This window comes from Azospirillum sp. TSO35-2 (genome assembly GCF_003116095.1).
GTDB lineage: Bacteria > Pseudomonadota > Alphaproteobacteria > Azospirillales > Azospirillaceae > Azospirillum.
On the sequence record NZ_LGRA01000018.1, the window covers coordinates 639,927 to 659,535 of the forward strand.

Annotated in this window: 18 protein-coding genes and 1 pseudogene; 11 read left to right on the forward strand and 8 right to left on the reverse strand. The window is 69.4% G+C overall.

The features are described 5' to 3' along the window. Nucleotides 1-83: 83 nt before the first annotated feature. Complete coding sequence (locus TSO352_RS13820; protein WP_109107888.1) at nucleotides 84-479, forward strand: 4a-hydroxytetrahydrobiopterin dehydratase; 396 nt, start codon at nucleotides 84-86, stop codon at nucleotides 477-479. 30 nt (nucleotides 480-509) lie between these two features. Here TSO352_RS13820 and dgcA read toward each other — a convergent pair whose 3' ends face one another. From dgcA to minC, 8 genes and pseudogenes are all read right to left on the reverse strand, one after another. Further along, on the reverse strand, nucleotides 510-1,502 hold the full coding sequence (gene dgcA, locus TSO352_RS13825; protein WP_109107889.1) for an N-acetyl-D-Glu racemase DgcA: 993 nt from the start codon (nucleotides 1,500-1,502) through the stop codon (nucleotides 510-512). 74 nt (nucleotides 1,503-1,576) lie between these two features. Beyond that, nucleotides 1,577-2,623 carry a methyl-accepting chemotaxis protein gene (locus TSO352_RS13830; protein ID WP_247872088.1) on the reverse strand — a complete coding sequence of 349 codons (1,047 nt, stop codon included), beginning with the start codon at nucleotides 2,621-2,623 and terminating at the stop codon, nucleotides 1,577-1,579. A gap of 341 nt (nucleotides 2,624-2,964) precedes the next feature. Further along, nucleotides 2,965-4,290 (reverse strand): methyl-accepting chemotaxis protein, encoded by a 1,326-nt coding sequence (locus tag TSO352_RS34270; protein WP_109107890.1) that lies wholly within the window; start codon nucleotides 4,288-4,290, stop codon nucleotides 2,965-2,967. Next, nucleotides 4,265-4,789 (reverse strand): PAS domain-containing protein, encoded by a 525-nt coding sequence (locus TSO352_RS13840; protein WP_109107891.1) that lies wholly within the window; start codon nucleotides 4,787-4,789, stop codon nucleotides 4,265-4,267. The genes TSO352_RS34270 and TSO352_RS13840 overlap by 26 nt, the downstream gene beginning before the upstream one ends. A 301-nt stretch (nucleotides 4,790-5,090) precedes the next feature. After that, a complete protein-coding gene (locus tag TSO352_RS13845; RefSeq protein WP_109107892.1) occupies nucleotides 5,091-6,458 on the reverse strand; it encodes a CRTAC1 family protein in 1,368 nt (455 codons plus the stop codon). 393 nt (nucleotides 6,459-6,851) lie between these two features. After that, nucleotides 6,852-7,100: pseudogene (gene minE, locus TSO352_RS13850) on the reverse strand (cell division topological specificity factor MinE); the annotation flags it as partial. After that, nucleotides 7,097-7,912 (reverse strand): septum site-determining protein MinD, encoded by an 816-nt coding sequence (gene minD / locus TSO352_RS13855; RefSeq protein WP_109107894.1) that lies wholly within the window; start codon nucleotides 7,910-7,912, stop codon nucleotides 7,097-7,099. The gene minD and the pseudogene minE, both read right to left, overlap by 4 nt. A gap of 92 nt (nucleotides 7,913-8,004) precedes the next feature. Then, nucleotides 8,005-8,769, reverse strand: a complete 765-nt coding sequence (gene minC, locus TSO352_RS13860; RefSeq protein WP_109107895.1) for a septum site-determining protein MinC — start codon at nucleotides 8,767-8,769, stop codon at nucleotides 8,005-8,007. A gap of 912 nt (nucleotides 8,770-9,681) precedes the next feature. Between minC and TSO352_RS13865 the strand changes: the two genes are divergently transcribed. The 10 genes from TSO352_RS13865 to TSO352_RS13910 all read left to right on the forward strand — a co-directional run bounded on the left by TSO352_RS13865 (nucleotide 9,682) and on the right by TSO352_RS13910 (nucleotide 19,593). Further along, the gene (locus TSO352_RS13865) at nucleotides 9,682-10,434 is read left to right on the forward strand and encodes a PhoH family protein (protein WP_109107896.1); all 753 of its coding nucleotides are present in this window, start codon (nucleotides 9,682-9,684) and stop codon (nucleotides 10,432-10,434) included. Nucleotides 10,435-10,659: 225 nt separating this feature from the next. Beyond that, entirely contained in the window at nucleotides 10,660-12,846 is a 2,187-nt protein-coding gene (locus TSO352_RS13870) for a bacteriohemerythrin (protein ID WP_109107897.1), read from the forward strand. 57 nt (nucleotides 12,847-12,903) lie between these two features. Next, entirely contained in the window at nucleotides 12,904-13,518 is a 615-nt protein-coding gene (locus TSO352_RS13875; protein ID WP_109107898.1) for an SCO family protein, read from the forward strand. 241 nt (nucleotides 13,519-13,759) lie between these two features. Beyond that, nucleotides 13,760-14,128 (forward strand): AtpZ/AtpI family protein, encoded by a 369-nt coding sequence (locus tag TSO352_RS13880; protein WP_109107899.1) that lies wholly within the window; start codon nucleotides 13,760-13,762, stop codon nucleotides 14,126-14,128. 12 nt (nucleotides 14,129-14,140) lie between these two features. Next, nucleotides 14,141-14,884 (forward strand): F0F1 ATP synthase subunit A, encoded by a 744-nt coding sequence (locus TSO352_RS13885; RefSeq protein WP_109107900.1) that lies wholly within the window; start codon nucleotides 14,141-14,143, stop codon nucleotides 14,882-14,884. A gap of 80 nt (nucleotides 14,885-14,964) precedes the next feature. Beyond that, on the forward strand, nucleotides 14,965-15,189 hold the full coding sequence (locus TSO352_RS13890; protein WP_109107901.1) for an ATP synthase subunit C family protein: 225 nt from the start codon (nucleotides 14,965-14,967) through the stop codon (nucleotides 15,187-15,189). 93 nt (nucleotides 15,190-15,282) lie between these two features. Beyond that, a complete protein-coding gene (locus TSO352_RS13895; protein WP_109107902.1) occupies nucleotides 15,283-15,933 on the forward strand; it encodes an ATPase in 651 nt (216 codons plus the stop codon). After that, entirely contained in the window at nucleotides 15,930-16,409 is a 480-nt protein-coding gene (locus TSO352_RS13900) for a F0F1 ATP synthase subunit B (RefSeq protein WP_109107903.1), read from the forward strand. The genes TSO352_RS13895 and TSO352_RS13900 overlap by 4 nt, the downstream gene beginning before the upstream one ends. Before the next feature lie 163 nt (nucleotides 16,410-16,572). Beyond that, nucleotides 16,573-17,403: a class III extradiol ring-cleavage dioxygenase gene (locus tag TSO352_RS13905; protein ID WP_109107904.1), complete on the forward strand. Its 831-nt coding sequence runs from the start codon at nucleotides 16,573-16,575 to the stop codon at nucleotides 17,401-17,403. A 186-nt stretch (nucleotides 17,404-17,589) separates the two neighbouring features. After that, nucleotides 17,590-19,593: a HAMP domain-containing sensor histidine kinase gene (locus TSO352_RS13910; RefSeq protein WP_247872089.1), complete on the forward strand. Its 2,004-nt coding sequence runs from the start codon at nucleotides 17,590-17,592 to the stop codon at nucleotides 19,591-19,593. Nucleotides 19,594-19,609: the final 16 nt, after the last annotated feature.

The window sequence follows — 19,609 nt, forward strand, 5'->3', positions numbered from 1 at the left end:
CTGCGAACCCAAGCTTCTAGGCGTGGTTCCAGCCCAGGGTTCTAGCTGAGACCGCCCATCCGACCAACAGGGGAGAGAGCAGGATGACACCGCAGGAGTTGGCCGCCAGGAGCTGCGAGCCCTGCCGCGGCGGGGTGCCGCCGATGGACCGCGCGATGGCCGCGTCCTATCTGGTCCAGGTGCCGGGTTGGGTCCTGAAGGAAGACCCCGACCGGATCGAACGCGACTTCCGCTTCCCCGACTTCGCCCAGGCCCAGGCCTTCGCCACCCAGGTCGGCAACCTCTGCGAGCTGGAGGGTCACCATGCCGAGATCCGGTATGGCTGGGGCCACTGCAACGTCGCGTTCTGGACCCACAAGATCAAGGGCCTGCACGAGAACGACTTCGTGATGGCCGCCAAGGTCAACGGCCTGTCCGAGCCGCCCTACGTCCCCGCCTCGGTCGGCACCCCGCCGCCGCCCTACGTGCAGGGCGGCTGAGAGGGGGCTGAGAGGGGAGCTTTCACCCACCTACCCCCACAGCGCCGCGGTCGGCGGCTGGACCAGGGCGCCGTCATAGACCAGCCCCGGCTCGCGGTCGCGCGCCAGCAGCAGGGGGCCGTCCAGATCGACGTAACGGGCGCCCTGCCCGACCAGCATCGCCGGCGCCATGGCCAGCGAGGTCGCCACCATGCAGCCGACCATCACCTCGAACCCCAGGCCATGGGCGGCGCGCGCCATCGCCAGCGCCTCGGTCAGGCCGCCGGTCTTGTCCAGCTTGACGTTCACCACCTGATAGAGCCCGCGCAGCCGGTCCAGCGACTCCAGCCCGTGGCAGGATTCGTCGGCGCCCAGCGGCACCGGGCAGGCGACGCCGCGCAGCGCCTCGTCCTGGCCGGCGGGCAAGGGCTGCTCGATCATCTCCACCCCCAGCTCCGCCAGCACCGACGCGAATCGGTGGAGCTGGTCGAGCGTCCAGCCCTCGTTGGCGTCGACCACCAGCCGCACGGCCGGCGCGGCGGCGCGGACCGCCCGGACGCGGTCGAGGTCACCCTCCCCCGTCAGCTTCATCTTCAGGAGCGGATGGCGCGGCGCCCGCTCGCGCGCCGCCGCCGCCATCGCCGCCGGCTCGTCGACGCTCAGCGTGTAGCAGGTGACCAGCGGCCCCGGCGGCTCGGCCAACCCGGCCAAGCGCCATGCCGGAACGCCGGTGCGCTTGGCCTCCAGGTCCCACAGCGCGCAGTCCAGCGCGTTGCGCGCGGCGCCGGGCGGCATCCGCGCCGCCAGGGCCTCGCGGTCCAGCCCGCCGGCAACCGCGTCCGCCATCGCCTCCAGCGCGGCGACCACGCCGTCGACGCTCTCGCCGTAGCGGGCGTAGGGCACGCATTCGCCACGGCCGCGATGGCCGCCATCGGTCACCTCGGCCACCACCACCGCGGCTTCGGTCTTGGCCCCGCGCGAGATGCGGAAGGCGCCGCGGATCGGAAAGGTTTCGCGACGGACGGTCAGGCGTTGATCGGGCATGACAATAACCCCCAAACGGAACAGGGCCGGGAGTGTATCCCGGCCCTGTGGGTCAAGGCGACCGCCTTCGGTCGTCAGCGCTCCTGGACGATGACGCCGTACCAGCCCAGCCCCTTGTAGGTCTCGTATCCGGGGGTCAGCGCGTAGCCGACCAGCCGGCCCTTGTCGTCGGTGTAATGGCCCATCGTGCCGATGCCGCGCTTCAGCGTCACCGTCTCGGTCAGCAGGCCGCGCCCGTCGGACGAGGCGATCACCCGATGCCGCGCGTCGAGCAGCAGGCAGCGCGAGCGTTCCCGTTCCCCCGCCTCCAGCCGCACGCCCTCGACCACCGCCGCCGCCTGCGGCTCCCAGTCGAAGAAGATGCCGAGCACGCCGATCGCGTCGCTGTCCGCCTCGCCGTTGCGGCGGATCGCGGTGGCGTAGGTGGCGACGACGCGGTCATCCAGCGAACGGTTGCGGGCGACGTCACCCACCGTGAACTCGCCGCCGTTGCGGGTGGCCAGCGCCTGACGGAACCACGGCTCGTCCGACACGTTGGCGCCGCGGGCGGCGGGGTAGCGGTCGGGCCGGCCGTTGGCGATCACGTTGCCGTTGCGGTCGGCGATCCACAGGTCGAGGTAGACGGTGTAGGATTCCAGGATCACGCCCAGCCGGCGCGAGGCGTGACGGCGCGCCTCCTCGCTGGGATCGGCGGCGCAATCGACCACGGCGCTGTCGGTCGCCCACCAGCGGACATCGCAGGAACGCTCGTACAGGTTGCGGTCGATGATCTCGATCATGTTGAGCGACAGGTCGGCCAGCCGCTTGCCGTGCATCTCCTGCACCATGGCGCTGCCGGTGGTGGTCAGGTGATCGACCCGGGCGACGATCTCCGACCGCAGCTCCTTGGTGATGCTGTTCACCTGGGTCGAGATCTCGGAGACCTCGTTGGCGACCACGGCGAAGCCGCGCCCGGCGTCCCCCGCCCGCGCCGCCTCGATCAGGGCGTTCATCGCCAGCATCTTGGTGCGTCGGGTGATGTCCTCGATCAAGGACACCTTTTTCGACGCCACATCCAGCACGCCCCGCGACAGCTCGAAGAGATCGGTGCCCGCCATGCTCATCGTCTTGTCCCCCGTCATGACCGTCCCTGTTCCCTGCCCTCATCAAAAGCCATGCCAACGGTCACTGGGCGGTGCCGCGCCATCCGCCCGTCCCGCTTTCCGCCGCGTTTCACCGCGACGGGCGCCTGCCCACTGTTCTTTCAGGATTGTCGTGGGGTTAGCGTGCTGAAACGGTGGGCAGACTGGCGCCCGGCTGCACAGCGCGTTGTGAACGTGGCATTCATATTGCCGAGACGTAACACGATTTCTCTTAAAATGCGCAACAAGAAACCCTAAACGCCCCGAAAGACGCCACAACCATTCCGCATCGCAAAATCCTGTGCACACGCCATGCACATTCGCCGGGCAGTTGAAGCGCGTCAGGCGACGCGGTGCATGTCGTCCAGGAAACGCTGAACCTCGCGGGTCAGGCGATCGGCCTCGGCGGCCATGCGTTCCGACGCCGCGAACACCTCGTGCGCGGTGCCGCTGGTGCGGCCGGCGGCGTCGGTGACGTCCTGGATGTCGTCGGACACGGCGCGGGTGCCGGCGGCGGCCTGCTCCATGTTGGCGACGATCTCGCGCACGGCGGAGCCCTGCTGCTCGATCCCGGCGCTGATGCCGGCGGCGATCTCGTTGATCGCGTGGATGGTGCGGCCGATGCCGACGATGGCGCCGACCGCCTCGTCGGTGGAGGACTGGATGCCGGCGATCTGGCCGGCGATTTCGCCGGTCGCCTTGGCGGTCTGGTCGGCCAGCCGCTTGACCTCCTGCGCGACGACGGCGAAGCCCTTGCCGGCCTCGCCCGCCCGCGCCGCCTCGATGGTGGCGTTCAGCGCCAGAAGGTTGGTCTGGCTGGCGATGTCGTTGATCAGGGTGATGACGTCGCCGACGGTGCGGGCGGCGCCGGACAGGGTGGCGACCAGCGCGTTGGAGCGTTCGGCCTCGCCCGCGGCGCTTTCCGCCACCTTGGCGACCTCGCCGACCTGGCGCGTGATCTCGGCGATGGAGGCCGACAGCTCCTCCGTCGCGGCGGCGACGCTGCCGACGCTGCTGCCGGTCTGCGCCGCCGCCGCCGCGACGGACGAGGCCTTGCCGGTGGCATGGTCGGCGTCGGTCTCCATGCTGCGGGCGGAGACCTCCAACTGGTGGGCGGTGTCGGCCACCTCGGCGCAGACGCTCTGGATCTGGCTTTCGAAGCGCTGGGTCACACCGGCGAATCCGGTCACCTTGCCCGCGATGCTCTCGGTCGCGGCGTTGATGGTGCGGCTGGCGTGCAGGAAACCGCCCTGCATGCCGCGCAGCAGAATCCGCCGGAAATACTTGTTTTCCGACACCGCGTGCATCGAGGCGGTCGCCTCGCGCACGAAGGCGTCGGTGCGGTCGATGGCGTCGTTGGTGGAGTCCATCAGCGCGCCCAGCGCACCGCCCTCGCCGATGCCGACGACCCGGGCCTCGAAGTCACCGCCGGCAACGGCGCGGTTCACCGCGGTCAACCGGTCCACCACCGTCATGGTCCGCCGCAGGAACAGCCCGGCCCCGCCCAGCGCCGCCAGCGCGGCGACGGCCAGGCCGGCGCGCAGCGCCATGCCGCCCGACCCCACGCCACCGACCCCCAGGGCGTCGACCGCCAGCAGGGCCACGACCGCGGCCCCGCCCAGCGCCACCAACCCGCCGGCCTTAGAGAGAGAAGACGAATTCGTCATACCCGATCCCCTTGTCGGCCAGCAGGGCGACGACGGCGGCGAAGGCCGCCTCCATCCCCTGCTTGCGGTCGGCGTGGCTGTTCTCGATGTCCAGAAGCTGACGGTACAGCGGGATGACCTTGTCCACCGCCGACCGCTCCGGCACCCGGCGCGAGGAATGGTAGCCGATCACCCGGCCGTCAGCGTCGAAGCTGGGCGTGACATGGGCGAAGACCCAGTAATGGTCGCCGTTGCGCGCCCGGTTCACGACATAGGCGAAGATCTCCTTCTCCGCCGCCAGCGTGTCCCACAGCAGCTTGAAGACGCAGCGCGGCATGTCGGGGTGGCGCACGATCGAGTGCGGCGCGCCCATCAGTTCGGCCTCGCTGTAGCCGGCGACGCGCTGGAACACCCGGTTCGAATAGGTGATGCGACCCTTCAGGTCGGTCTTGGAAACGATGACCTCATCCGGGTCGAAGAAGCGTTCCACCCCCGTCAGGGGAACGTCGCGTCGTGCCATATGCCTTCCGGTCTCCCGCCTGTCAGCCCGGCCGGCGCCACCGCCCGCCCCCAATCGCCCGCAGCGGGTCGCTCATGCGCCCGCCGCGCGTCGGATCTGTCGACGCACGGCCGTGGCAAGGTCGGAAAATGTCCGGATCGACACACCGCGCGAAGGCCCGAAGCCTGGGCGTCGCAACGAACGCCAATGTAAAGTGACGAACCGTTGCAGAAAAGACCGAACATGTTGCCGCGATGAAATATCCGCACGCGGATGATGGGCGTTGCCCACGTGCCTCACCGCCTTCGGCCGGCGCGGTGGGTCACTCCGGCGGATAGGGGATGGCCAGCAGCCGGCCGGCCGGCGGGTTGTCGACCGTCACCACGGTGCCGTCCGGCCAGCGGACCTCAACCTCCTCCACCGTATGCAGGGGACCCAGGCCGAAATGGGCGACCGGTTCGCCCTGGCAGAGATAGCCCGACCCGGCGCAGATGACCCGGCGCTGCCGCCGTCCGCCGGCGGTGAGGCTGACCACGGCGCCGCGGGCCGGGGCGCCGAAGGGGGTCAGCGGCTGGACCCGCAGCCAACCATTGTGGTTGCCCGTGGGGCGGTAGACCGACAGCGGCTGCGCCGTGCCGTCACCATGGGCCAGCACCAGTTCCAGCCGGCCGTCGCCGTCGATGTCGGCGGCCACCGCGCCGGTGCCCATCCCCTTGGGCTCCGCCGCGTCGCCCAACTCCAGCTCCTGCCACTGGTCGTGACGCCAGCCGAACAGGCGGTTCGGCTCGCCCTGGGTGTGGAAGAACAGCTCCTCGTAGCCGTCGTTGTCGAAATCGGCGACCACGACGGTGAAGACCCGGCCGGGCATCGACAGGTCCGGGCCGGCCGACTCGACGAAGCCGCCGCCCATCCGTTGCAGGAACAGCCGCTGCGCCCCGTCCCAGGTGCCGACCACCAGGTCGAACAGCCCGTCGCCGTCGGCGTCGAGCGCCGCCACCGCCCGGCCCGACGGCCGCGAGTCGGCGATGCCGCGCTCGTCCGCGATCTCTTCGAAATTGCCGTCGCCCAGGTTGCGGAACAGCTGGTTGGGGCCGCCGTCGTTGACCGTCACCACGTCCATGCGGTCGGAGACGATCGGCAGGGCGGTGACGCCGCGCGCCGCGCCGATGGCGTCGAGCCCGGCCTCTTCCGCCCCATCCTCCAGCCGGCCGCGGCGGGTCAGCTCGTACAGGCGCAAGGGCCCGCCGTCGGTCGTCACCACGAAGCCGTAGCGCCCGTGGCCCCAGCGGTCGAGCGCCGCCACCGCGCGGGCGGCGGTGTGGTTGCCGGCGCCGGTGTTCTCCGCCTGGGCGAACAGGTCGAGCCAATGCTGCCCGAAGCAGGCGAGCAGCCGGTCGGCCATGTCCTTCGAGCCGGTGGAGCGGTCGCAGTTGACGATGTACAGCTCCTCCCGCCCGTCGCCGTCGACGTCGGCGGCGGCCAGCCCGACCGCGGGGCCGGTCGGATCGGCGATCAGCGGGTTGGCGATGTCGACCAGACGCCCGTCGACCCATTTCAGGACGAGGTTGGCGGTGCCGTAGCCGGCCACGACCAGTTCGCAGACGCCGTCGCCATCGATGTCCGTGACCGCGATGCCGTTCGACAGGCGCGGCGGGTTTTCGGCAAGCAGCGACGAGCAGTCGAGGAACATCGGCACCCTCTCATCCCGTGGTCGGTCTTGTCCGCTGGCCGGTCGTCATGGAACGGCCCGCCGCGGGCCGGCGCTCCAGACCGTTGGAGCCATTGACCTTTCGTACGGCGTATCCCTGTAGATACCCCGTCGGGGCCCGCCCGTAAACCCGGACGGACGATCAGGAACGGCCTATGTCCGATGCCGCGACGCCGTGACGCCACCACGTCGCGGCCAAGCACCGGAGGCCGCGTTCCCCCTCCCTCAATGCTGGAGAGGGAACGCCGTGCCTTACCCGCGCTTCTTGGCGCTGCCGTTGACCGAACCGCCGCTGACCGGCCGCTTGGCCGCCGCATCGTCGTTGCCGGCCGGCTTGTCGCCCGCCTTGGCGGCGGCCGCCGCCTTGGCCTGCTCGCGCGCCGGCAGCTCGATGTTGACCTCCAGCGTCGAGCAGTCGCCGCCGCGGTCGAGCTTCACCTCGACCTTGTTCTGGTCGATGTCGACGTATTTGGCGATCACCGCCAGCAGTTCCTGCTGGAGCATCGGCAGATAGTCGGGGCCGCTGCGCCCGGCGCGCTCGTGCGCCATGACGATCTGCAGCCGCTCCTTGGCCTGGACCGCCGACGGGCGCGGCGCCGAACGGAAGAAGCTGAAGATGCTCATGCGCTCCTCCGCAGGAGCCGGCTGAACAGGCCCTTCTTCTGGGGGTTGACGAAGCGGTGGTCGATGTCCTCGCCCAGGAAGCGGCCAACCGCGTCCATGTAGGCTTGGCCGGCGTTCGACGCCTCGTCCAGGATCACCGGCATGCCGACGTTCGACGCGCGCAGCACCGCCTGGCTTTCCGGAACGACGCCAAGCAGCGGGATCGCCAGGATCTCCAGCACGTCGTCGACCTTCAGCATCTCGCCCCGCTCGACGCGGTCCGGGTCGTAACGGGTCAGCAGCAGCTGCTGCGTCACCGGCTCCAGCCCCTGCTCCGCCCGGCGGGAGCGCGAGTTCAGCACGCCCAGGATGCGGTCGCTGTCGCGCACCGACGAGACTTCCGGGTTGGTGACGATGATCGCGTGGTCGGCGAAATACAGCGACATCAGGGCGCCGCGCTCGATGCCGGCCGGGCTGTCGCACAGGATGTAGTCGAACTCCTTCGACAGCTCGTTCAGAACCTTCTCCACCCCGTCGCGGCTCAGCGCATCCTTGTCGCGCGTCTGCGAGGTCGGGAGGATGTACAGGTTCTCGATCCGCTTGTCCTTGATCAACGCCTGGTTCAGCTTCGCTTCACCGTTGATGACGTTGATGAAGTCGAAGACCACCCGGCGCTCGCAGCCCATCACCAGATCGAGGTTGCGCAGGCCCACGTCGAAGTCGATGACGACCGTCTTGAAGCCGCGCAGGGCCAGCCCGGTCGCAAAGGCCGCGGACGAGGTCGTCTTGCCGACACCGCCCTTGCCGGAGGTCATGACGATGATCTTGCTCAACGAAGCCTCTCCCATAATCCCAAAGTTGCCGTCACCGATACCACAACGATCCGGAGTTTCCGTCCCCGGACAAGATTCTATCGACCGAACCTTTACACGGTCTTCAGCAGATCCATGCTGAGCACCCCGTCGCGCAGGAAAACCTGCACGGCTTTCTTGTAAAAGTCACTGCCGATGTCTTCGCTTACCCGATAATTGCCTGCGACCGATAGCACCTCCGCCTCCAGGCTATGGCAGAAGATGCGGGCGGTCGGGTCGCCGGAGAAGCCGGCGAGCGCCCGGCCGCGCAGGGCGCCGTAGACATGGATGTTGCCGTCGGCCAGCAGTTCCGCCCCGGGTGAGACGGCGCTGGTGACGATCAGGTCGGTCTTCTCGGCATAGACCCGCATGCCGGACCGCACCGGGTCGGTCACCACCACCGTCGGGCGATGCACCACCTCGATCAGCACCTGCGGCGCCGCCACCGGCGCCGCGTCGGCGACGCGCGGGTCGGGGGCCTTCACGACCTCCTCCAGCTTGGCGGCGCGGCCGGACGGCATCGGCGTCAGGCCGACGGTCATCGCCGCCTCGCGCACCGGCTGCGGCCCGCCCTGGAAGCCGACCGGCAGCAGGGCCTGCGCCCGCACCTGCGCCACGAAGGCACCGAGGTCGAAGACCACGCCCTCCGGCAGGTCGTCGAAGTCCAGCACGACCGGCGCGTTGCGGAAGAAGTTCGGCGCCTGACGCACCTTGACGTTCAGCTGGGTGAAGAAATCCGGCGATGTCGGGGCGAAAACCTTCAGCACCATCATGGTGAAGGAGTTGCCACGCAACTGGAACGGCACATCCCGTTCGGCGACCTGACTGGCGCTGCTCACCGTAGCCTTCCCGTTCGTTCCTGCCGCCCCACGACCGTGCGTCCGCGGTCCCCGGAAGCGCGCTCCCAAGCGCAGTCCCGCAGCATCCGCCGGTGAGCCTCGAAGCTCCGGCACCGGCATCGAGCCAGCCAATCCGCGCCTTCTAGCCGTCCGCACCGGTCCGGTTCAAGAGATTCCCGGTCCTCCCGGGTGACAATCGAAAGCCACGCCACCGCTTGCCGGTCGGCCGCCCAACCGTCCAGGACGGCCGGCAGGCACCCGGCATGGGCCCGGCCCTGCGGACCACAGCCATGACGAGCATGGCCGGCGGTCACAGCGGACAGGCCTGAGTTGCAGCGTATCGTTCGATTTCCCCCACTCGACCTATAGTAATGAAAGCGGCCGGCAGCGGCAAAGCCTTTCGGGGTCATCCGCCGGAAGGCCATCCGCCGCCGGACCCCGCCTCGGCGGAAAGGGTTACCATCGCCGGGTCGACGGCTTTCCTGCGGCACCCACACCACATCTGGTATGAATATTTTGCGTCGACCGCAATTCTGCCTGACGCCGGGCGTTATCACCGGTACAGTCGCGTTGTGTGGCTTCCACCGATGACGAGGGTCTCTTGCACCTTGTTTCGCCCATCGAGGATCGCGTGCTCCCGGCGTTCCGCCCCAGTGTCCACGGGCGGGCCCGCGTCGGATCGCATGGCGGCCTCGTGCGGAGGGGCATCGGGCGGGGCGGCACGGGGCGCGGCGGCCTATGGGGTCGCCGGGCTCTTCGCGGTCGGCCCGCACCGGCACGACCGGCTCCGGCACAGCGCCCGGCCGCAGCACCGACCAGCATGCACCCACGCGACCGATCGAGCCTCCCCCCTGCGGGAGGCTTTTTTGTGCCCGGAATCAGCGCCAATCCCACCTTTCGAGGAGATGCGACATGGCCAAGCGTTCGAGCAAAGTCATTGCCACGGCGGACGACTCCACGGTTCACCCGCTGTTCCCGGGCATCGGCGGCGGTGCCGGCCTCGCCTGGGATCCGCTGGGGGGTGAGGAGCGCCGCGACCAGAGCTATCTCCGCAAGGTCAAGCCGCAGAACCCGAACCAGAAGCAGCTGATGGACGCCATCCGGACGCACAATCTGGTGGTCGCGCTGGGGCCGGCCGGCACCGGCAAGACCTACCTCGCCATCTCCTCGGCGGTGGAGGCGCTGGAGGATGGCAGCGTCGACCGCATCGTCCTGTCCCGCCCGGCGATCGAGGCGGGCGAGAGCATCGGCTATCTGCCCGGCGACATGCACGAGAAGATGGCCCCCTTCCTGCGCCCGCTCTACGACGCGCTGACCGACCGGCTCGGTTCGAAGCGGCTGCGCGCCATGATGGCCGACGGCACCATCGAGATCGCGCCGGTCGGCTTCATGCGCGGCCGCACCCTGAACAACGCCTTCGTGGTGATCGACGAGGCGCAGAACTGCACCTACTCCCAGATCAAGATGCTGCTGACCCGGCTGGGCTGGCATTCCACCATGGTGCTGACCGGCGATCCCGACCAGACCGACCTGCTCGACAACCTGTCCGGGCTGGCCGACATCGCCCGCCGGCTGGAGGCGGTGGAGGGCATCGCGGTGGCGCGCCTGACCGAAAAGGACATCGTCCGCCACCCGCTGGTCGCCAGCATGCTGACCGTCCTCTGACCAGTCTTTAAAGCGCTGGTTGTGCGGAAGGCGCCGGCGCGGCGCTTTCCGCCATCCGGTGGCGGAACTTCGCCCGACACACCCGGTTATGGTTGCAATCGTGACATTCCGTTGAAATAAACATACGTCATGCAAACATTTTGACTTGACGGGCCGCCCGGCCCCGGCAAAAGTCCCGACAACTTTAGGGACTTTTACGGCGTTGTTTCCGGGGGGACCGTCACCGTGTTCGAGCGCATCAGCATCAAGGGCAAGATCGGGCTGATCCTGGCTGCGTCCGGCGCCGGGCTGCTTCTGGTGGCGGTGGTCAGCCTGCTCGGGCTCCGGGCGGAAATGACGGCCGACCGCCAGGACAAGACCCGCAACGTGGTGGAGGTCGCCCACACCCTGCTCGCCCATTTCGAGGCGCAGGAGCGCGCCGGCTCCCTGCCCCGCGCGGCGGCGCAGACCCAGGCCAAGGCGGCGCTGAGGGCGCTTCGCCACAACGGCGGCGAGTATTTCTTCATCACCGATCTGGCGCCGCGCATGATCATGCACCCGATCAAGCCGGAGATGGAGGGCACCGACGTCTCGCAGAGCGCCGATCCCAATGGAAAGCTGCTGTTCCAGGAGTTCGTGCGTGTGGTGAAGGCCGACGGCGCCGGTTTCGTCGACTATCTGTGGCCGAAGCCCGGCTCGGCGACACCGGTGGCGAAGCTGTCCTACGTCAAGGGCTTCGCACCGTGGGGCTGGTTGATCGGCTCCGGCATCTACATCGACGACGTCGACACCGCCTTCCGCGCCGCGGCGCTGCGGCTGGCCGGCACCGGGCTGCTGATCGGCCTGGTGGCCGCGCTGGTGGCGCTGCTGGTCAGCCGGGCCATCGTCCGGCCGCTCGACGGGCTGGGGCGCGTCATGCAGGAGCTGGCGGGCGGCAACAGCGCGGTCGCCGTCGCCGGTACGGACCGCGGCGACGAGATCGGCGCGATGGCCCGCACGGTGGAGATCTTCCGCGTCCAGCAGATCGACCTCTCCGGCCATTGGGAGCGCCAGAGGATCGAGCATGAGGTCAGCGAGCAGCGCGCCTACGCGCTGAAGCGGCTGACCGACCGTTTCGACGCCACCGTGGCGGAAACCATCCGCACGGTCGGCGTCGCCGTCACCACGCTGGAGACGACCGCCCGCGCCCTGTCGGCCACCGCCGACCGCAACCGGCGCGAGGCGACCTCGGTCGCCGGGGCGTCGCAGCAGGCCTCGACCAGCGTGCAGACCGTCGCCGCGGCGGCGGAGGAGCTGACCGGCTCGATTGCCGTGATCGGCGAGCAGGTGGTGACCTCGTCCGCCATCTCGACGCAGGCGGTGGAGGCGTCGCAACGCGCCGGTGCCCAGGTCGACGGGCTGGGCAGCGCCGCCCAGAAGATCGGCGAGGTCGCCGGCCTGATCGCCGGCATCGCCAGCCAGACCAACCTGCTGGCGCTGAACGCCACCATCGAGGCGGCGCGGGCCGGCGAGATGGGCAAGGGCTTCGCCGTCGTCGCCGGCGAGGTCAAGAATCTGGCCGGCCAGACCGCCAAGGCGACCGAGGAGATCGCCCAGCACATCGCCAGCGTGCAGGAGGCGACGCGGTCCGCCGTCGCCGCCATCCACGACATCGGCACCATCGTCGCCCGCAGCGACGAGATCGGCACCTCCATCGCCGCCGCCGTCCAGCAGCAGGGCGCCGCCACCGGTGAGATCGCCCGCAGCGCCGGCGAGGCGGCGGAAGGAACCCGGCTGGTGTCCAGCAGCATCGATGCGGTGTCGGAAGCGGCGCTGGAAACCGAACGCTCGGCCGACGCACTGCTAGGCGCGGCCGGCGGGCTGTCGCGTCAGGCCGACAGCCTGCGCGGCATGGTCGACGCCTTCCTGGTGAACGTCGAGGCGATCACCGCCGCCCCCCTCGCCGCCCTGCACGGCGACCGGACCGGGGACGGGGCGGGCGACGCCGCCATCTTCATGCCCTGGACCGGCGAACTGGCGGTCGGCGAAACCGGGATCGACACCGACCACATGATCCTGATCGCCCTGCTGAACGACGCCGCCTCCCTGGCCGGAGCGGCGGGGAACGCCCGCGGCGGTTCGGGCCGGACGGCGCTGCGCGAGGCGGTCGGCCGGCTGATCGCCTACACCGTCCTGCATTTCGAGCAGGAGGAGCGCCTGATGGACGAGTGCGCCTACCCCGACCGCGTCGCCCACAAGGCCCAGCACGAGGCGTTGCGCCAACGCGCCGGCAACCTGATGAGCCGCCTGGACGCCGGCGATTCCGTCGCCGACGAGCTGCTGGCGCTGGTGCGCGAATGGCTGTTCGAACACATCCGCCGCGTCGACAAGCGCATCGGCGAGCATCTGGCGGGACAGGCGGCGGCGGGCGGGGTGACGGGACGGGCGGCCTGACGGTCCCCGACCACGCCTCTTGACCTGTGCCGCGCACAGGCCCATTCCTGACGCATCATGAAGGCACGAATCCTCCGCATCGCCGCCGCCTCCGTCCTCGCCATCGCCGTGTCCGCCGGCATCGCGTGGTGGCAGGTGAACCACGCCGCCTCCTCCGTCGAAAGCGGCACGAAGAGCGCCGTGCCGATCGGCGGCCCCTTCACCCTGACCGACAACCACGGCAAGACGGTCACCGACGCCGACTACCGCGGCAAATACCTGCTGATCTATTTCGGCTACACCTACTGCCCGGACGTCTGCCCGACCGAGCTGGGGGTGATGACCCAGGCGCTCGACCTGCTGGGGCCGCAGGCGGACAAGGTGCAGCCGCTGTTCATCACGGTCGACCCGGACCGCGACACTGTGGCGCACATGAACGACTATGTCGGGCTGTTCCACCCCCGGCTGGTCGGCTTGACCGGGACCGCCGACCAGGTGCGCGAAGCCGCCCGCGCCTATCGTGTCTATTACGCGAAAGCGCCGCAAAAGGACGCAAAGCCGGACGAGTACCTGATGGACCATTCCAGCTTCATCTACCTGATGGGACCGGACGGCCGCTTCGTCGGGGTGTATCCCGCCGGCACCACCGCCGACCGCATCGCGCAGGATCTGGGGAGCCGAATCGCCGGCTGACCGGCGCGGAAGGGGTGAAAAACCGCCTGAAAGCCGCGAAAACCGGTCATACCACCCGGTTTTTTCGCAGGCTGGAGCGGGACATCGCGCCGCACCGCGGCAAAAACGGCGGCTTTTCCCTCCTTTTATAGTCTTTTCAAGGACTTAGCTGGAGGGTTTTGCGACTTGACAGTGCAACGCCCCACCCGTATGGTCTCGCCGCTTTCGCATGGCTGCGAGCCTGGAGAGATTGAGAGGCGGCATGAACAACAAATCGCCCCCCGATCCCTTGGAGGACCTCGAAGCCCGGTTGCGCAAGGCGCGCGAGGGACAACGCGGCTGGTCGGGCGAGTCTGGTAGCAAATACCACCGCCCGCCACAGAGCGCTCTCGGTGCCGCTTGGCGCATCGGCTCGGAGTTGATCGCGGCCATGATCGTCGGCGTCGGTGGCGGGCTCCTGCTCGATCGCTGGCTCGGCACCGCGCCCTGGGGACTGATCGTCATGTTCTTCCTGGGGTCCGCGGCGGGAGTCCTGAACGTCTACCGGGCCGTCAGCGGCTTCGGAATCGCCGCCGGCTACCGCCGGCCCACTGGGGACGACAACGAGCGCCGAGACGGCGACGAACACTGAGCGAGGACGACCTTGGATCCGCTGCACCAGTTCCAAATCCACTCACTGTTTCAGATCGTGCTCGGCGGCTATGACGTGTCGTTCACGAACTCGGCCTTCTACATGGTCGTGGCCGTGGCGGCGATCTACGCCCTGCTGGTGATGGGCATGGCGAACAAGTCGATGGTCCCGGGCCGCCTGCAGTCGCTGGCCGAGATGTCGTACGAGTTCGTCGCCAACCTGGTGCGCGACAACGCCGGCCACGACGCCCGCCCCTACTTCCCGTTCGTGTTCGCGATCTTCATGTTCGTGCTGATCGGCAACATGATCGGCATGATCCCCTACACCTTCACCTTCACCAGCCACATCATCGTGACCTTCGCGCTGGCGGCGACGGTGTTCGTGTTCGTCACCATCCTGGCCCTGCTGAAGCACGGCCTGCACTTCTTCACGTTCTTCATGCCGCACGGCGCTCCGGTGGCGCTTGCCCCGATCCTCATCCCGATCGAGGTGATCTCCTACGTGATGCGCCCCGTCAGCCTCTCGATCCGACTTTTCGCCAACATGATGGCCGGTCACACGATGCTGAAGGTGTTTGCCGGCTTCACGGTCATGATGATCAGCGGTCTCGGCGCGCTGGGCTTCGTCACCGGCCTCGTGCCCCTGGCCATCAACGTGGCGCTGACCGGCTTCGAGTTCCTGGTGGCTTTCCTGCAAGCGTACGTCTTCTCGATCCTGACCTGCCTGTACATCCGCGACGCGCTGGAGCTGCACTGAGCCGCTCCCGGCAACCCGCCGGACACCCTGTTCACCTCAAGTTCCAACCAGTTCACCCTTACCTAGAGGAAGAGAGTACAATGGATCCTCAAGCCGCCAAGTTCATCGGTGCCGGTCTGGCTGTCATCGCCCTCGCCGGTGTCGGCATGGGTATCGGCAACATCTTCTCGACGCTGATCGGCTCGATCGCCCGCAACCCGGCCGTCCAGCCGAAGGTCTTCCCGATCGGCATTCTGGGCTTCGCGCTGACGGAAGCCGTTGCGCTGTTCGCCCTGCTGATCGCCTTCCTGATCCTGTTCGCCTAAGGCCAGAGCGGCTTTTCAAAAAAACAGCTCTGACGCGGCGCCGGGCTTCTTAGCGAAGTTTCGGCGCCGCTCCTTTGCCTAGGGGGACCGATCATGCCGAACCTGTTGGCCAAAGGCCGGCTGGCCCGCTGGTCGGGAGTGGCGGGCGCCTCGCTCGTCACCCTCACCACGATGGCCGGCACCGTCCTGGCGGCCGCGGCGGAGCACGCTCCGGACGCGGCGCATGGCGGCGAGCACGCTTCCGGCGGCCTGCCGCAGCTCAATCCCGCCAATTTCCCGACCCAGATCTTCTGGCTGGCGCTGACCTTCGGCGTTCTCTATTACCTCATGTCCAAGAAAGCGCTCCCGCGCGTGGCCGAGGTTCTGGAGGCGCGCCAGGAGCGCATTTCGCGTGACCTCGCGAAGGCTGCCCAGTTGAAGGAACAGGCCGAGGCCGTGCTGGCCCAGGTCGAGGCGGCCCTCGCCGGCGCCCGCAGCGAGGCCCAGGCCCTGATCGGCAAGGCCAGCGCCGACATCGAAGCGAACAACCAGGCCCGTCAGGCCGCGTTGAACGCCGACATCGCCGAGCGTCTGCGCACCGCCGAGGCGTCGATCGCCGCGGCGAAGGAACAGGCGCTGACCAACATCCGCACCGCATCGACCGACATCGTCCGCGACATCACCGGCCGTCTGGCCGGCGTCGAGGTCGACCAGGCCCAGGCGGACGCCGCGGTCGCGGCCGTGCTTGAGGAGCGCCGGGGATGAACGCACCTGAATTTTGGGTCGCCATCGCGTTCGTCATCTTCGCCGTGCTGGTCTGGAAGAAGGTGTCGGCGGCGGTCGGCGGCATGCTCGACGGCCGTGCCGAGAAGATCCGCGCCGAGTTGGACGAGGCCGAGCGTCTTCATAAGGACGCCCAGACCCTGCTCAACAGCTACCAGCAGCGTCAGGCCGACGCGCTGAAGGAAGCGGAGGCCGTCCTGGCCCACGCTCGCGAAGAGGCCGACCGTCTGCGCAATCAGGCCGGTGCCGACCTCGAAGCGTCGCTGAAGCGCCGCGAGGCCCAGGCCATGGACCGCATCGCCCAGGCGGAAGCCACGGCGGTGGCCGAGGTCCGCAACCTGACGGTGGACGTCGCCATCGGCGCCAGCCGCCGCGTGCTGGCCGGTGGCCTGCCCCCGGTCCAGGCGGATGCGTTGATCGAGAAGTCGATCTCCGAACTGCCGAAGCACCTGCACTGAGCGGGCCGCTTGGCCCGATCGGCATGAGCCGGTGTCCCCCGCGGCGATTGTTGCGGAACGGACAACGGAGTTTCGAAAAACCCCGGCCTTGGCGCCGGGGTTTTTCTTTGGTCGAATGGAGCCGTCGCCGCCCTCCCCTGCCCGGCCGGAGCCCCGCCCTTCCATGCCCGCCACACCCGCTGATTCCCTTGCCACCGCCCTTCCCGCTGACGCCGCCACGGTCTTCCCGTCGGTCTTCGTGTCGCACGGCGCCCCGACCCTGATCATCGAGACCAGCGCCGGCCGCGATTTCCTCGCGACGCTCGGCCGCCGGCTCGGCCGCCCGAGCGCGATCCTCGCCGTGTCGGCCCATTGGACCACCGGGCAGCCGACGGTCAGCGGCGCCACGGCGCCCGACACCATCCATGATTTCTACGGCTTCCCGGATGTGATGTACCGGATGCGCTACCCGGCCCCCGGTGCGCCAGCGCTGGCGGAGCGCGTCGCCGCGCTGACCGGCGCCGCGATCGACCCATCGCAGGGGCTCGACCACGGCGCCTGGGTGCCGCTGATGCTGATGTACCCGGAGGCCGACATCCCGGTCGCCCAGCTGTCGGTGATGCCGAACCGCAGCGCCGCCGACCACATCGCGCTCGGCCGCCGGCTGGACGCGTTGCGACACGAGGGCGTGCTGATCCTCGCCAGCGGCGGCGCCGTCCACAATCTGCGGGAGTTCCGCTTCGGCGGCACCGGCGTCGCCGCCTGGGCTTCGGGCTTCGTCAACTGGCTCGACACCACCCTGGCGGCCGGCGACACCGAGGCGCTGGGCAATTGGCTCGACGCCTGCCCCGACGCCCGCCGCGCCCACCCGAGCGACGAGCATTTCCTGCCGCTGCCGGTGGCGCTGGGCGCGGCCGGCCCCCACCCGCGCGCCGAGCGCCTGCACGCCGGCTTCGAACATGGCAGCCTGGGCATGCACGCCTACGCGTTCAGCGGCGGGGACGGCGCCGTCTGACCTTTGGCGGTACCCCGTCCCACACTTGTCTGTTTGCCTGGGGGGTTTCGCAGGCTACAATCCGCGCCGCGTGGCCCCCGGCCTTCGGGATTCCGCGCGAATGATCAGGCACTAGCGCGATTGGGAGTCGGTGTGAAGCGGAACGGCATTCTGTCCCGGAGCGGCGGCCGGACCCGATTCCGCGACATGACCGTGTCGGCCCGGGTCACCGCAGGCTTCGGCGTCGCCCTGGCGCTGGTGGTGCTGCTGGGAGTGGTCGGGCTCGGCTGGTTCTACGCGGTGTCGCGCGACGTCGGCGCCTTCTCCGGCCGGGCGGACCTGTCCCAGGCGGCGGCCGACGCCGACGTCAGCCTGCGCGACCTGGAGGTCGCCGTCCGCGACCATCTGACCTACGGCGACGACCAAAGCCTGCTCGACGCCTCCTGGCGCCACGACACCTTGGCGGAACGGCTCGACACGCTGGGCAAGGGCGCGGTGGAGACGGCGGACCGCCAGGGGGTGGACAAGGCGCGCGCCTCGCTCGACGATTACTGGAAGGCGGTCCAGACCCTCATCCGGCTGCGCACGGAGCGCAACGGCCAGGTGATGAACGGGCTGGAGCCGCTGGTCGGTCAGACCCGGCAGAAGCTCGACTTGCTGAAAAGCGCCGGCGGCGTCGATTCGACCGCGCTGGCCAGCGACGCCGCGATCGCCGTGCTGCTGATGCAGGAGCATCTGACCCGCTACATCGACCGCCGCGACCCGCAGGACGCCGAGGCGATGCGCGCCCAGCTCGCCATCGCCCGCGATCGTCTGGCGGAAATGAACCGCTACCTCTGGGTTCCCGGCACCAAGCAGGTGATCGACGAGGTCGGGACACTGCTGTCCAAGGCCGGCGGCATCCTGACCGCCATCGAATCGACGGTCACCGAGGAAGACAACCTGCGGGCCGAGGCGATGGCCGCCAACGCCGCCGGCATCGCCGCCAACCTGGGCGAGATCCGCCGCCGCGCCGAGGCGGGCACGCGGGAACTGCGCGGCACGCTGGCCGACGGGCTGTCGGGCTACACCCGCGTCGCGCTGTGGATCGGCGGCATCCTGCTGTTGGCCGGGCTGCTGGCGCTGTGGCTGGTTCAGCGCAGCGTCGCCGGGCCGGTGCGGACGATGGCGACCGCGGTGACCGCGCTGGCCGCCGGCCGCACCGACGTCACGCTGCCGGCGCTGACCGGCCGCGACGAGATCGCCACCATGGCCCGCGCCGTCGAAACCCTGCGCGGCATCACCGAGGACACCGAGCGCCAGCGCCGCGAGGCGGAAACCGAACACACCCGGCTGCTGCGCGAGAAGGCGCTGGCCGAGTCCGCCAGCCAGGCCAAGAGCGACTTCCTGGTCAACATGGGCCAGGAGTTGCACGGCCCGCTGACCGAGATCGTCAACGCCAGCCAGTCGCTGATGACCGAACTGCACCGGCTGGGGGTGGACGAACTGGCGACCGACATCGAGCACATCCAGTGGACCGGCGAGCAGCTGACCGCGCTGGTCGACACCCTGCTCGACTACGCCAAGGTCGAGGCCGGGGCGATGGACGTCTGCCTGCAGGACTTCGACATCAACCGGCTGCTGACCGAAACGCGCGAGCGCTCGATGCCGGCGGCCGACCTGCACGGCAACGCGCTGGACCTGACGGCGCCGGCCGGGCTGGGGCAGATGCATTCGGACTTCACCAAGGTGCGGCAGGCGCTGCTGAACCTGCTGGACAACGCCTGCAAATTCACCCAGGGCGGCACCGTGACCCTGTCGGCCGAGCGGATCGAGCGCGACGGCGCCCGCTGGTACCGCTTCACCGTGGCCGACACCGGCCGCGGCTTCCCCAGCGCCCAGACCGGGCGGCTGTTCCAGCCCTTCGTCCAGGGCGCCGGCAGCGGCGCCATCGCCACCCGCGGCCAGGGCAAGCCGCGGGGCGCCGGGTTGGGACTGACCCTGGTCGGCCATTACACCGCGATGCTGGGCGGCGACATCGAGGTCGCCAGCGAGCCCGGCCAGGGCACCCGCATCACCATCGCCCTGCCCGCGGTCTACGAACCGCCGGCGGAGGAACGGCCGCTGCAACTGGAGGCGGTCGGCAACGCCAAGCCGCTGCTGAGCGTCGCCTCGCTGAAGCCCGCCGGCCATCTGGCCACCACATCGACGATGACGCAGCTCTCGCCGTAAGACGGATCAGTCCGTT

Coding starts and splice junctions, on each gene's coding strand:
- dgcA (WP_109107889.1), bottom strand. CDS start 1,502: ATGCCCGATCAACGCCTGACCGTCCGTCGCGAAACCTTTCCGATCCGC.
- TSO352_RS13910 (WP_247872089.1), top strand. CDS start 17,590: ATGACCGTGTCGGCCCGGGTCACCGCAGGCTTCGGCGTCGCCCTGGCG.
- TSO352_RS13895 (WP_109107902.1), top strand. CDS start 15,283: ATGCCGAACCTGTTGGCCAAAGGCCGGCTGGCCCGCTGGTCGGGAGTG.
- TSO352_RS13900 (WP_109107903.1), top strand. CDS start 15,930: ATGAACGCACCTGAATTTTGGGTCGCCATCGCGTTCGTCATCTTCGCC.
- TSO352_RS34270 (WP_109107890.1), bottom strand. CDS start 4,290: ATGACGAATTCGTCTTCTCTCTCTAAGGCCGGCGGGTTGGTGGCGCTG.
- TSO352_RS13905 (WP_109107904.1), top strand. CDS start 16,573: ATGCCCGCCACACCCGCTGATTCCCTTGCCACCGCCCTTCCCGCTGAC.
- TSO352_RS13865 (WP_109107896.1), top strand. CDS start 9,682: ATGGCCAAGCGTTCGAGCAAAGTCATTGCCACGGCGGACGACTCCACG.
- TSO352_RS13820 (WP_109107888.1), top strand. CDS start 84: ATGACACCGCAGGAGTTGGCCGCCAGGAGCTGCGAGCCCTGCCGCGGC.
- TSO352_RS13875 (WP_109107898.1), top strand. CDS start 12,904: ATGAAGGCACGAATCCTCCGCATCGCCGCCGCCTCCGTCCTCGCCATC.
- TSO352_RS13830 (WP_247872088.1), bottom strand. CDS start 2,623: ATGACGGGGGACAAGACGATGAGCATGGCGGGCACCGATCTCTTCGAG.
- TSO352_RS13880 (WP_109107899.1), top strand. CDS start 13,760: ATGAACAACAAATCGCCCCCCGATCCCTTGGAGGACCTCGAAGCCCGG.
- TSO352_RS13845 (WP_109107892.1), bottom strand. CDS start 6,458: ATGTTCCTCGACTGCTCGTCGCTGCTTGCCGAAAACCCGCCGCGCCTG.
- TSO352_RS13840 (WP_109107891.1), bottom strand. CDS start 4,789: ATGGCACGACGCGACGTTCCCCTGACGGGGGTGGAACGCTTCTTCGAC.
- TSO352_RS13890 (WP_109107901.1), top strand. CDS start 14,965: ATGGATCCTCAAGCCGCCAAGTTCATCGGTGCCGGTCTGGCTGTCATC.